Raw genomic sequence first — 11348 nt, 5'->3', positions numbered from 1 at the left:
CCCCGTTGTCGAGAGCGGCCGACTCGGCGTCGCTCGAGTGGCTCGGCGCCGACGCCATCTCGGGTGTCTCGCTCGCGACGACCTCAGCCAACACCGAGTCCAGGCCGCGCCGGATGCGCTCGGAGACGGCCTGCTCGGAGACGCCAAGCCGATCGGACAGCTCTTCGAGGTCGGTCTCGCGCGGGACCCCGAAGTAGCCCGCCGAACGGGCTTCTCGGAGCGCTTTGGCCTGTTTCTCCGAGAGCCCGTAGCGTTCGTGCTCCCGGCCGGCGGAATGGGCACGCAGGAGGTCGACCGTGAAACCCTTCTCCCGGAGCATCTCGATGTAGGTCCGGAGCGCCTCCCGGTCGGGGAGACGCACCTCGAGCACCGCGCCGTCGGCGGTCGTCTCCATCGAGAGACGGGACGCGTCCGTCTCCCTGTCGATCGGCTCGGGGTTGGTGATGATCGACCGGTCGACCACGACCCGGTAGAGCCGCCGGTCCCCCTCGTCGTCGATGCGCTCGAACTCGCGAATCGTCGGGTCATCGGGGATTGCCGCTTCGAACCCCTCGAAATCGCCGCCCCAGGCCCAGACGAACAACACCGGGTCCGACCGCTGGTCGACGATGGACCACTCCCGTTCGATTCTCATCCCGGGCGCGGCCGACAGTGACGGAACGAGTACGAGCGGGCTGTCCGAGAGCCGAAGTTCGGCGATAAGGCTCACGCTCACCAGTTGGATGGTCCCCACTAAGTATGTTGGCCGTTAGATCAACGGAGCGAGTGGAAGGGAGCCTCGCTCCGGTGTCAGAGGCAGCCCATCCGACGCGATAACGTCGGTGGGTGAAAGTAGAATGCACCTCACTCGGCCTATCCTTTGGGCTTGTCTACTACGGGCTTTATATTCTCTTCCGGGCTGGTGCTCACTCCAGCGCCTCGCCCAGCGCCGAGAGCGCCACCTGTTCGCTCCCGGCGGCGCCCCCTGTTCCACCGAACCCGCGCCCGGTTGCGACCAGCACCACGTCGTCACCGTCGGCGAGTTCGCCGTCCTCGACGAGTCCATCGACGGCAGCCAGCGTCGTCGCAGAGGCTGGTTCGACGGCGATGCCGGCCGACTCGGCGAGTCGCTTCCCCGCGTGGGTGATCGCGTCGTCGTCGACGGCGACGACGGCGCCGTCAGTCGCCCGCGCTGCCCCCAGCGCGCGCGCCCCGCTTGGTGGGTTCGCGTTTGCGATAGAGTAGGCGATCGTTTCGCCGGCATCAACGGGCGTGACCGTCTCGTCGCCGCGAGCGTACGCCTCCGCGATGGGTGCACAGGCGGCCGTCTGGACGAAGTAGAGCCGCGGCGGTTCGTCGATGATTCCTGCGTCGACGAGCGTCCGGACTGCCTGCCACGTGCCGCTCGCGTGCCCGCCGCTGCTGACCGGGATGACGAGGGCGTCAGGGAGCGCCGACTCGCCGGCGCTCTCGCGGGCGTACTGCGCCAGCGTCTCCAGCGCCGTCGTCGCCTGGCCGGCCACCCGCAGCGGGACGTCGCTGTTCAGGAACCTGACGCCCGTCTCGCGGCCCACCGCGAGAGACTCGAAGTAGAGCTTCCCGTAATCGCCCTCGACCCGGAGCAGCCGTGGGTCGTAGCTTGCGATGGCCGCCAGCCGCTCGTCCGCGATATCGGCGGGCACCAGCACGGTGCAGTCCAGCCCGACGGATGCGGCGTGGGCGGCGACGCTCGCCGCCATGTTGCCGTGTGAGACAGTGCCGATATGCTCTTCGCCACGCTCTAGCGCGGCGGCGATACCGAACGCCGTCCCGCGGTCCTTGAAGCTCCCCGTCGGGTTCAGCCCCTCGGGTTTGACGTGGATACGAGGGCCGCCATCGTCGAGGGGCGCTGTCCGGACGAGCGGCGTTCCCCCCGCGGCGCTCGCGATCCCTGATGGCGGCGTCGGCGCGTCGACGCCGAGATAGGGAACGAGGTCCCACATGGAGTCGACGCGCGGCGGCCAGTCGTCGGGGACCGGTTCCGGCTCGCCGTCGAGCCAGAGCGGCTCCCCGCAGTCACAGCGAACCTGGCGGTCGTCGTCGGTTCGGTCGCCACAGTCCCAGCAAACTCGGTGCACGGTGGAGGGTGGGACGTGGGTCGGCAAGAAAGGTGGGGGAAGCAGGTTGGTGAAGTCTCGTCGCCGTTCAGGACCCGAAGCTATAGGGCCGTGTTCTACCACGCTCCCAGCATGAGTCAGACCGTCCACGAGCTACGGAACGGGATTCGCGCGAGCGTCGGGCGGTTCGAGCGCGAGGTGAGCGCGGGGTTCACGAAGGAGGAACTCGCCGCCATCGCCGAGGCGCTGGGCTACGAGCCGAGTGGCGGGCGCCCCTCGAAAGGGGTTATGCAGAGGGAGATCCGCCGTCGGGTGGGGCTGGACGAGGAGCCGGGCTCGTTCACGAAAGCCGACCTGGAAGCGATTGCCGAGGAACTCGGCGTCGAGTGACTCTGGCGGGGGTCCGTCCGACTTCCGTCGGTTCTCAGTACCTCCACAGCGACGCCGACGCCGGAGACGTGAGTGCGAACAGAGCAGCCGCTCCCTATCTGACCATCTGGGAACGGAGTAGTGGGCTGGCCAAGATTTGAACTTGGGGCCTGCTCCGTGTGAAGGAGCCGTCATAACCGAACTAGACCACCAGCCCTTTCACTCGAAGGAAGGCGGACCGTGAACTTAAGAATTGTCTTGCACGCTCACGGTCGGCGGTGCGACTCGAATCCGTAGTTCGGGCCGAACACGTGATCATCTCCCGATTCGACTTCGATGCGCCTACCATCCCTGCCGGTCGTGTGGGTCCCCATCGGGCGCTACCCGTCCCAGTAGCGACACTGCAACGCACCGACCGCACCGTCGCCCCGGAGCCGGACGGCGCGACCGCAGCGCTAGCAGATGAACACCTGCGGAGGCTCTGATTCCCAGATTCATCTGTCGAACGGGGTCGCCACTACGGAACCTGGCTGCTCCGTGGTTCCCCTGTACTCACCTCTCTCAACTCGATACTGACCCATAATGGCTGGGGGGAGAGCCGCCGCACTGCCGCTTCGGCCGAAAAAACGGGCTGTGAGTGATTACTGGATGCCGATCCGCTTCTCGCGAACGTCCTCGTTCTTGGGGAGCGTGATCCGGACGACGCCGTCCTCGACGGTCGCCTCGGCCTCGTCGATCTCGGCCCTGGCGGGGAGCGGGATCGTGCGCTCGAGCTCCTCCGCACACTCGCGCTGGATGACCTTACCGTCCGTTACCGAGGGTTCACCGCGGTTGGCGACCAGCGTGACGGAGTTCTCGTTGCCGACGAGCTCGATGTCCTCCGAGTTGACGCCTGGGACGTCAGCGAACACGACGAGCTCGTCCGTGGTCTCGTAGATGCCGACGTTCGGTATTCCTTTGGCAGGCGATGTCTCGGCCTGCTGTTCGAACTGCGATTCCGGCATCGCCGACATCGTCTGCTCGAAGCCGGTCGGCTGTGCCTGGCCGGCCGCTTGGCCGCCGCTGCCCGTCTGCGCGCCGCTGGCAGCTTGGCTGCCGGCCGCTTGTACGGCGCCGGTCTGCTGGGCTGGGACCGATTGGACTGACTGCGCCGTCGGTTGCTTAGCCCACTCGGCACGGGCCGGCAGCTGTTGCTGGGTGCTGACCGCGGGTTGCGCCAGTTCCTGTGTGCTCGGTGCGGTCACCTGCTGGGGCTGGACCACCTGTGGGGTGACCGGCTGGGTCTGTTGGGCAACAGGTTGCACCTGTGGCTGTCGCTGGGCGCTTGGTCCCTCCAGTTGCAGGTGCTGGGACTGTGGTGAGGCGGCTTTCTGCGCCGGCGGTGTCGGCTGGCGTGTGTACTCGGCCGCGCCTTGCTGGGACGGCTGTGCGGTCCCAGCTTGGACCGTCGCTCCAGAGAACGGCGGTTGCTGAGCGAGTTGGCCGGTTACCTGTGGCTTGCCTACCGCCTGGGAGAAGCTGGTCGGTTGGGGTGACTGTACTACTGGCGTGCCAAGTTGGGCACGTTCGGTCCGAGACTGCTGGGGGTATTGGTAGTGGGTCATATCTGTCGGGAGAGATGGCGCCAGCTGTCGGTTCCGGCGCCATCGGGAAGAATGGACTCCCGTCGCAAACCGGTATGGATTACTTATGTAACGTATTAAAGTGCTCCCGGTGAGGCGGCCCCGCGACGCTCACTTCACGGGGTGGTAGTCCTCCGTGGGGAGTCTCTCGTCGGCGAGCCGGCGGATACCTCGACGGATTCGGAACGAGACGGCCTGTCGGGGGACGCCGAGTTCGCTCCCGAGTTCGTCGAGCGTCGTCTCGCGGGGGACATCGAAGTACCCCTCCTCACGGGCGACCTGCAGGGCTTGCTTCTGGGGGGCCGTCAGGTCGGCCGGCACGTTCTCGTCTGGCGGGCTGGCCGGCGAGAGCCGGTCGATGGTGAACGGGATGTCCAGATCGGCGCACTGCTGGCCGAAGGCCGACAAGCCCAGTGGTTCGAGACTCCGCAGCCGGATACACCACTCCTCATTTCGACTTTCGACACGCCGAACTACCTCGTCGCTCGCGTCGAACGCTCCCGATAGCGGCGACGACGACGCCCACTCTGCCCGGTAGAGCCTCGAGTCGCCGGGCGTCTGAATCGGCGTGAGCGAACGGATCGTGTCGTCGTCCGTCGCCCGCCTCAGGCCTCTTCGTCGGTGTCCTCCCGGTAAGCGAGTAGCCGGCCGCGGGCGTTCTGGACGGCCTCCTTGGTCTCGCCCTCGACGCGCTCTTCGAGCTGCTTCAATTCCTGCTGGAGTTTCTCCAGGCGGCCGGACTCGGGTTCTTCTTCCTGTTCACGGCCCGTGAGCTCGCGGACCCGCTCCTCGAGGGGCTCGAGCTCCTCTTTCACGCCGGCTTTCGCGTGTTCGACTGCACGACTCATGTAGTACTTCGCGTCTTCGAAATGTTTCGCCATACGTCCATGTTGTGTGCGGAAGGTCAAAAAAGCCTTGCTGCCGACTCAGTACGTCGGCGACTCCTCGGGGACGCCGTCGCGCTGGTTCACCAGCCGGGCCACGGTGAAGAGATAGTCCGAGAGCCGGTTCAGATAGCGGACCGCCTCTGCGTTGGCCTCCGCGGCCTCGATCAGCGCGACGGCACGGCGCTCTGCGCGGCGGGTGACCGCCCGCGCCTGGTGGAGTCGGGCGCCGCCGTCGCTGCCGCCGGGGAGGATGAAGGAGGTCAGCGGCTCCAGCTCCTCGTCGGCCGCGTCGATCCAGTCCTCCAGCTGTTCGATGTCGGCCGCGTCGATCCGCGGTCCGTCCTCGCCAGCGTCGGGGTTGGCGAACTCCGCCTGGACGACGTGGAGAGAGTTCTGGACCTGTTTCAGCTGCTCGTCCACGTCGTCGTAGCCCGTCGGCCGGGAGCGCCCGACGAGCGCGTTGGCCTCATCGACCGTGCCGTAGGCCTCGATGCGCGTGGAGCTCTTCGATACGCGTTCGGCGTTGCCGAGGTCCGTCTGGCCCTCGTCGCCGCGACCCGTGTAAACCGTCACGCGAGGGTGCGGTCGATATACTCCAGGATGTTCGCGCTCTCGGCCATCGTGACGCCGTGGTCCTCGTCGACGAGCACCGGCACCGCGCGCTGGTTGCTGACGCGGGCGACCTCGTCGCGTTCGGAGTGGAGCCCCTCGACCCAGATCGTCTCGTAGTCGATGCCGTCGTCATCGAGCGCGTCGTGGACCTTCTCACACCACGGACAGCCGTCCAGTGCATAGAGCGTGATGGACATACCCGCTAGTTAGGTAGCCCAGGGCAAGTAGCTTGTCACGCAGACCCGTCGGCGCCGACGTCGGCGGTCGTTGGGTAGGACCCCGGAACGGTGAAACCGGTGCCGAGCCAGTCGGCACTGACCAGTTCCTCGAACACGTCAGCGACTGCTGCGCCCTCCGAGCGCGCCGTCGCCCCGTAGCTAATGGGCGCGCCCGTCACCGACTGGCCGTCCGGCGTCTCGTAGGACTGCGAGGCGTACTCGTCGGCGAACCGCGGGGCTGAGAGGTTCAGCTCCATCGGGAGTTCGCGGAACTGAACGTCGTGGTCGACAGCCATATTTCGGTAGGCGACCGCGGCGTCGAGCGCGCCAGTTTCGAACGCCGACAGTAGCGCCGTCTCCTGCAGAATCTGACTCCTGTCGAGTGCGTCGCTGTAGGGCCGGCCCCAGTGGTCCTCCGCCAGCCAGAGCGAGAACAGCGTCCGGTAGCCAAGCGGGTCGGTTTCGGGGTCGGTTCGGCCAAGCTGGAGGTCGGCATCGAGCAGCGGGTCGTACGCCCGCTCGGCGTCGGCGATGGCACCGCCGGCGCCCTCGGGGTTGTAGGCGACGACGAGTGCGTTCGTCGCGAAGGCGGTGTAGCGCTCGGCTACCCCGGTGAACAGCACCGGGTCCGCAAGCGCGAGCACGTCCGGGTCGCGAATTCCCTCGCGGACCATCCGCGCGCAGGCGGCCGACCCACGCGCTTCGAGCGTCAGGTCGACGTCCACCTGGTCGCGGAACCGCTCCTCGAGCGCGACCTGGAGGCTCCCCGCTGCGAGTACGGAGACGCCGCTGCTCTCGGAACTGGAGAGACAGCCCGCGACCGAGAGCGTGCCAACACCGGCGAGCCCCGCGGCGAGCGCCCCCCGACGTGTCCGGCCCATACTCGGAACCGGTTCCAGTAACATATAAGGGTTTGCGAAACCAATCTCGGTTTCTCACGATGGTGGAATCAACATCTTCAACACTTCGCCGGTCAGAGTCCGCCGTATGAGCCTGGAGACCGAACGCGAATGCCCGAAATGCGGGGAAGAGCGGACGTTCTGGCGTGTCGCAGCGACGACGCTCCACCTCGGAAGGAAGACCAAATGGCGGTGTGAGGACTGTGGGTACGGAATCACTCGTGTCAACGGTATCTCGACGGCTGACGCCGCCGAGGGCGCCTGACCTGCGAACGAGTTCGTCCCGACGCGTCCCCGTGAGCGCCTGCTCTGATACTGATTACTGCGAGTCTGTCCCGCCGTGACCATCCGTGTCGGTGAGGGGAGCCCCTGAACCGGCGGCGTTCGACACCGTCGATGACACTATTCGCCGTAATCACTCTGAGGGCTGAGGGGTCTGCGTCCTCCTGGCGGCTACAATAGCGAAACGCAAGAAATCGTCAGCGAGGCGCTTACTGCTCGTCGTCCAGCGCCTGCCAGGAGAGTCGCGGGTTCCGTGCAGCGTCCGTCTGGTCGATCCGTCGGGAGGCAGTGCGGTGGGGCGCGTCGTGGCGCTCCTCCTCGGTCGACGCGATGGCGTTGTTGAACGCCGCTGCGAGGTTGTCGAGGTCGGCACGGTTCTCGACCTCCGTCGGTTCGGTGAGCATCGCCTCGGGCACCATCTCCGGCCAGTTGGTCGTCGGCGGATGGACACCGAAATCGAGCATCCGCTTTGCCACATCGGCCGCCGCGGTATCGCCCGACGTCGCAGCGAATTCGTGGTGGAACGGCCCGTAGGGGACCTCCAGATCCACCTGTTCGGCGAGGTAGTTGGCGTTCAACACAGCTTTTGCGCTCGCGTCGGTGAGCCCCTCGTCACCCAGGCGGGCGATGTAGGCGTACGTCTTCACCAGCACGAGCCAGTTGCCTTGGTACCCGTGGACGTTCTCGATGGCTCCATCGGTGTCGACCAGTTCGTAACCGTCGTCGCCCTCCTCGACCTGCGGGTTGGGGAGGTAGGGTGCGAGTTCCTCGACCACGCCGACCGGACCAGCGCCCGGGCCGCCGCCGCCGTGGGGCGTGGCGAACGTCTTGTGGACGTTGTAGTGCATGATATCGAACCCCATGTCGGCCGGTCGGGCCCGACCCAGCAGCGCGTTGAGGTTCGCGCCGTCGTAGTAGAGCAGGCCGCCGGCGTCGTGGACCAGGTCGGCGACCTCCTGGATATCGCGCTCGAACAGCCCAACCGTGTTGGGGTTGGTGAGCATCAGCGCCGCCGTGTCGTCGCCGACAGCAGCCTCCAGGGCTTCGATATCCACGCGCCCGTCGTCGGCCGACGGGAGTTCGACCACGTCGTAGCCCGCGAGCGCCGCCGTCGCGAAGTTGGTGCCGTGGGCCGAACTCGGGATGAGCACCTCGGTGCGGTCCTCGCCGTTGTCGCGGTGGTAGGCGCGGGCGATAGCGATGCCCGTGAACTCCCCCGCGGCGCCGGCGGGCGGCTGGAGCGTGACGGCGTCCATCCCGCCGATGCGGCCGAGATAATCCTGCAGGCCGGCGAGCATCTCGAGGGTTCCCTGGATCGACGCCGCCGGGCGGTCAGGGTGGACCGCCGCGTTCGGCTCTGCGGCGATGTCCTCGGTGTACGGCGGGTTGTACTTCATCGTACACGAGCCCAGCGGGTAGGAGCCGGATTCGATGCTCCAGTTCATCTGGGAGAGTCGCGTGTAGTGGCGGGCGATCTCGGATTCTGCGAGCGTCGGGAAGGTGAGTTCGTCCCGGGTCAGGTCGTCCGGGAGGTCGCCGTGAGGCTCGACGGTCTCGGTCTTCTTGTCCGAGAGCAGCGGCTCGTTCTCGTCCTCGCTGACGGCGTAGGTCGCCTGGTCGTAGGTGCGGCCGGGCTGGCGCCCGTTCTGCTCGCTCATGCTGCCACCTCCTCGAATGCGGCAACCAGGTCGTCCGCCGCATGCGCGTTGGCGTCGGTGATACAGACCTGCAGTTCGTGGCTGTCGACGACGTGGACGGCGAACCCTTCTTCCTCCAGGTCGTCGGCGACGGCGGCCGCGGGCTGGTCGGTGCCGATGACGAACTCCCGGAAGTGGTGCCGGTCGTCGACGGGCGCTCTGACGCCGTCGACGGCATCGAGATCGGCCGCGAGTCCGCTGGCCAGCGAGACACAGTCCTCTGCGAGCCCCGTGAGGCCGTCAGCGCCGAGATACGCGGCGTGCATCGCGGCCCGGAGTGCCACCCAGGCCTGATTGGTGCAGATGTTCGAGGTGGCACGCTGTTTGCGGATGTGCTGTTCACGGGTCTGGAGCGTGAGCGTGTACGCACGCGTCCCCTCGCTGTCCTCGCTGGCGCCGACCAGTCGCCCCGGCACCTGCCGGAGGAACGACTCCTTGCACGCAAAGAGGCCCAGGCCCATCCCGTACGCAGTGGGGAGGCCGAGCACGTCCGCTTCGCCAACGACGACGTCGGCGCCGACGCTCGCCGGCTCCTGGAGCAGACTCAGTGCGACTGGGTCGCTGCCGAGACAGAACACCGCGCCTGCCTCGTCGGCGATTTCGCCGATGGTCTCCAGTTCGGGCTCGATACAGCCCCGAACAGTGGGGGTCTCAGCGTAGACGAACAGGGTATCGTCGTCTACCGCGTCTTCGAGGCCGACAACGTCGGCCGTCCCCTCCGCAGTGGGGTAGGACTCGACGACGAGGGCAGAGCCGTCGACGTAGTTCTGGAGTACCGAGCGTTTCCCCTGCCGCAGCGTCTCGGGCACGAGCACGGTGTTGCCCTCCGCGGACCGGACGCGCTCGGCCAGCAGCGCCGACTCGCCGAGCGCGGTGGCGGCGTCGTACATCGAGCAGTTGGCGATGCCGAGGCCCGTCAGCTCCACCAGCATCGACTGATACTCGAACAGCGCCTGCAGGAACCCCTGGGTGATCTCCGGCTGATACTGGGTGTAGGATGTGAGGAACTCCGAGCGCTTCGAGAGGCTCTCGATGACGCTCGGCACGTAATGCTCGTAGTGCCCCCGTCCGAGGAACTCCGTCAGATCGTCGTTCTTCGCGAACAGATCCGCCATCTCGCGGCGGATTCCCTGCTCGCTGCGGCCCTCGATTCCCAACTCGCCGTCGAACGCGACGGGGTCAGGGATATCGAACAGCGCTTTTTCGTTGTCGACGCCGACGGCGTCGAGCATCGCCGCGGTTTCTTCATCTGTGTGTGGTGCGAACGGGCTTCCTGTCTCCCTCATCTGCGCCCTCCGTCACGGTGAGAATCGCCGTGCATCTGTTGTCTGCATAGTGGTGGGTGGGGCACAAAGACGTGCCGCATCCGGCGCGCAAGCGGGGGTATCTGTGCGACGTGGTAACGCGCCGTGTAGAAAAGTGATGCCGCGCAACGTGTTCTGGTTACGGCCAGTGGTGTGGCGTCACGCGATCTGGTTCTCGTACTCCTCGGCGGTCAGCAGGTCGTCGAACTCGCTCTCGTCGGTGGGCTCGACTTCGATCATCCAGCCGTCGCCGTACGGCTCCTCGTTGACCAGTTCGGGCTGGTCGTGGAGCATCTCGTTGACTGCCACGACCTCGCCCGAAACCGGGGCGTAGAGGTCCGAGACGGCTTTGATGGACTCCACGACGCCGAACGATTCGTCGTGGCTCATCTCGTCGCCCTCGTCGGGCAGTTCGACGAACACTACGTCGCCGAGTTCGTCCTGCGCGAAATCCGAGATGCCGATGCGGACCGGCTCGTCGGTCGTCGCCCATTCGTGCGATTCGAGATACTGTCGGTCGGTGGGAACGTCGAAGCTCATTTGATGAAGGGGGGTGAGGTGACTGTCGCGCGTTTCTCGTCGCCGCGGATGACGACGCCGACTTCGGTGCCGTCATCCAGCTCGCTGGGCAGGTACCCCAGCGCGATCGGTTCCTCGAGCGTCGGGCTCATCGTCCCGCTCGTGACGACCCCGACGACCTCGCCGTCGTGGGTCACGTCGTAGCCGTTGCGGGCGACGCCGCGCTCTTGCAGCGTGATGCCGGTGAAGATCTCCTCGACGCCCGCCTCCTTCTGGGCCTGGAGTGCGTCCCGGCCGACGAACTCGGTGTCCAGTTTCACGGTGAAACCAACGTTGGCTTCGTAGGGCGTCCGCGGGTTCTCCACGGGGTTGAAATCCTGCCCCGAGAGGAGAAAGCCCATCTCCATCCGCAGCGTGTCGCGTGCGCCGAGCCCGCAGGGCTGGCAGTCGAACTCGTCCCAGACCGCCTCGGCGGCGTTCCACGGGGCGAGCACCTCGAAGCCGTCCTCGCCGGTGTAGCCCGTGCGGGCCACCCAGCACTCCGCGCCGGCCACCTCCGTCCACATCGCCTCGAAGTTCGAGAGGTCGTTGACGGCGTCGGTGTCGGCGACGGCGTCCACGACGAGGTCCGGGGCCTCGGGCCCCTGGACCGCGAACATCGCCCAGTTCTCCGTGACGTTGCTCACGGTCGCGTCGAGGTCGTGTTCGTCGCGGTAGTCGACCCAGCGCTCTTCCATCTGCTCGTCGTGGCCCGCGTTCGGGATGAAGAGGTAGGTCGGGTCGTCGTCGCCCGACCCGCCTGCTCGGTCCGGGTCGTCGTCGCCCGACCCGCCTGCTCGGTCCGGGTCGTCGTCGCCCGACCCG

Annotated in this window: 14 protein-coding genes and 1 tRNA gene; 2 read left to right on the top strand and 13 right to left on the bottom strand. The window is 66.9% G+C overall.

The features are described from left to right. Positions 1-709, bottom strand: a 709-nt coding sequence (locus V5A38_RS12710; RefSeq protein WP_332326136.1) for a bacterio-opsin activator domain-containing protein, incomplete at its 3' end; no start/stop codon positions are given. A 196-nt stretch (positions 710-905) separates the two neighbouring features. Then, positions 906-2096, bottom strand: coding sequence for a pyridoxal-phosphate dependent enzyme (locus V5A38_RS12705; protein WP_332326135.1), 1191 nt, complete (start codon positions 2094-2096; stop codon positions 906-908). Positions 2097-2207: 111 nt separating this feature from the next. On the opposite strand from V5A38_RS12705, the gene V5A38_RS12700 reads away from it, so the two are divergent. Further along, on the top strand, positions 2208-2465 hold the full coding sequence (locus V5A38_RS12700) for a hypothetical protein (RefSeq protein WP_332326134.1): 258 nt from the start codon (positions 2208-2210) through the stop codon (positions 2463-2465). A 121-nt stretch (positions 2466-2586) separates the two neighbouring features. Here V5A38_RS12700 and V5A38_RS12695 read toward each other — a convergent pair. From V5A38_RS12695 to V5A38_RS12665, 7 genes are all read right to left on the bottom strand, one after another. Next, positions 2587-2661, bottom strand: a tRNA-Val gene (locus V5A38_RS12695). A 424-nt stretch (positions 2662-3085) separates the two neighbouring features. Continuing rightward, a complete protein-coding gene (locus V5A38_RS12690; protein WP_332326133.1) occupies positions 3086-4048 on the bottom strand; it encodes an Hsp20 family protein in 963 nt (320 codons plus the stop codon). A gap of 129 nt (positions 4049-4177) precedes the next feature. Continuing rightward, a complete protein-coding gene (locus V5A38_RS12685; RefSeq protein WP_332326132.1) occupies positions 4178-4474 on the bottom strand; it encodes a helix-turn-helix domain-containing protein in 297 nt (98 codons plus the stop codon). A 197-nt stretch (positions 4475-4671) separates the two neighbouring features. Beyond that, positions 4672-4947 (bottom strand): hypothetical protein, encoded by a 276-nt coding sequence (locus tag V5A38_RS12680; protein ID WP_332326131.1) that lies wholly within the window; start codon positions 4945-4947, stop codon positions 4672-4674. Between the two features lie 45 nt (positions 4948-4992). Continuing rightward, positions 4993-5526, bottom strand: a complete 534-nt coding sequence (locus V5A38_RS12675; protein WP_332326130.1) for a cob(I)yrinic acid a,c-diamide adenosyltransferase — start codon at positions 5524-5526, stop codon at positions 4993-4995. Next, positions 5523-5762, bottom strand: a complete 240-nt coding sequence (locus tag V5A38_RS12670) for a glutathione S-transferase N-terminal domain-containing protein (RefSeq protein WP_332326129.1) — start codon at positions 5760-5762, stop codon at positions 5523-5525. Before V5A38_RS12670 ends, V5A38_RS12675 begins: the two co-directional genes overlap by 4 nt. A gap of 35 nt (positions 5763-5797) precedes the next feature. Next, positions 5798-6664 carry an extracellular solute-binding protein gene (locus V5A38_RS12665; protein ID WP_332326128.1) on the bottom strand — a complete coding sequence of 289 codons (867 nt, stop codon included), beginning with the start codon at positions 6662-6664 and terminating at the stop codon, positions 5798-5800. A 106-nt stretch (positions 6665-6770) separates the two neighbouring features. Here V5A38_RS12665 and V5A38_RS12660 point away from each other — a divergent pair, with 106 nt between their 5' ends. After that, positions 6771-6947: a transposase gene (locus V5A38_RS12660; protein WP_332326127.1), complete on the top strand. Its 177-nt coding sequence runs from the start codon at positions 6771-6773 to the stop codon at positions 6945-6947. A 226-nt stretch (positions 6948-7173) separates the two neighbouring features. Here the strand turns inward: V5A38_RS12660 and gcvPB are convergent, their stop codons facing one another. From gcvPB to V5A38_RS12640, 4 genes are all read right to left on the bottom strand, one after another. Further along, positions 7174-8622 carry an aminomethyl-transferring glycine dehydrogenase subunit GcvPB gene (gene gcvPB, locus V5A38_RS12655; RefSeq protein WP_332326126.1) on the bottom strand — a complete coding sequence of 483 codons (1449 nt, stop codon included), beginning with the start codon at positions 8620-8622 and terminating at the stop codon, positions 7174-7176. Continuing rightward, on the bottom strand, positions 8619-9947 hold the full coding sequence (gene gcvPA, locus V5A38_RS12650; RefSeq protein ID WP_332326125.1) for an aminomethyl-transferring glycine dehydrogenase subunit GcvPA: 1329 nt from the start codon (positions 9945-9947) through the stop codon (positions 8619-8621). Before gcvPA ends, gcvPB begins: the two co-directional genes overlap by 4 nt. A gap of 177 nt (positions 9948-10124) precedes the next feature. Continuing rightward, positions 10125-10505: a glycine cleavage system protein GcvH gene (gene gcvH, locus V5A38_RS12645; protein ID WP_332326124.1), complete on the bottom strand. Its 381-nt coding sequence runs from the start codon at positions 10503-10505 to the stop codon at positions 10125-10127. Continuing rightward, positions 10502-11348, bottom strand: an 847-nt coding sequence (locus tag V5A38_RS12640) for a glycine cleavage T C-terminal barrel domain-containing protein (RefSeq protein WP_332326123.1), incomplete at its 5' end; no start/stop codon positions are given. The genes gcvH and V5A38_RS12640, both read right to left, overlap by 4 nt.

Source organism: Halolamina sp. (genome assembly GCF_036626355.1).
Lineage (GTDB): Archaea > Halobacteriota > Halobacteria > Halobacteriales > Haloferacaceae > Halolamina.
The sequence above is the reverse complement of the archived record's forward strand: the minus strand, read 5'-3'. Positions and strand labels throughout refer to the sequence as shown.

Bases quoted from the DNA above. Each gene is read 5' to 3' on its own strand.
- V5A38_RS12665 (WP_332326128.1), bottom strand. From the start codon at position 6,664: ATGGGCCGGACACGTCGGGGGGCGCTCGCCGCGGGGCTCGCCGGTGTT.
- V5A38_RS12690 (WP_332326133.1), bottom strand. From the start codon at position 4,048: ATGACCCACTACCAATACCCCCAGCAGTCTCGGACCGAACGTGCCCAA.
- V5A38_RS12670 (WP_332326129.1), bottom strand. From the start codon at position 5,762: ATGTCCATCACGCTCTATGCACTGGACGGCTGTCCGTGGTGTGAGAAG.
- V5A38_RS12700 (WP_332326134.1), top strand. From the start codon at position 2,208: ATGAGTCAGACCGTCCACGAGCTACGGAACGGGATTCGCGCGAGCGTC.
- gcvH (WP_332326124.1), bottom strand. From the start codon at position 10,505: ATGAGCTTCGACGTTCCCACCGACCGACAGTATCTCGAATCGCACGAA.
- gcvPB (WP_332326126.1), bottom strand. From the start codon at position 8,622: ATGAGCGAGCAGAACGGGCGCCAGCCCGGCCGCACCTACGACCAGGCG.
- V5A38_RS12680 (WP_332326131.1), bottom strand. From the start codon at position 4,947: ATGGCGAAACATTTCGAAGACGCGAAGTACTACATGAGTCGTGCAGTC.
- V5A38_RS12660 (WP_332326127.1), top strand. From the start codon at position 6,771: ATGAGCCTGGAGACCGAACGCGAATGCCCGAAATGCGGGGAAGAGCGG.
- gcvPA (WP_332326125.1), bottom strand. From the start codon at position 9,947: ATGAGGGAGACAGGAAGCCCGTTCGCACCACACACAGATGAAGAAACC.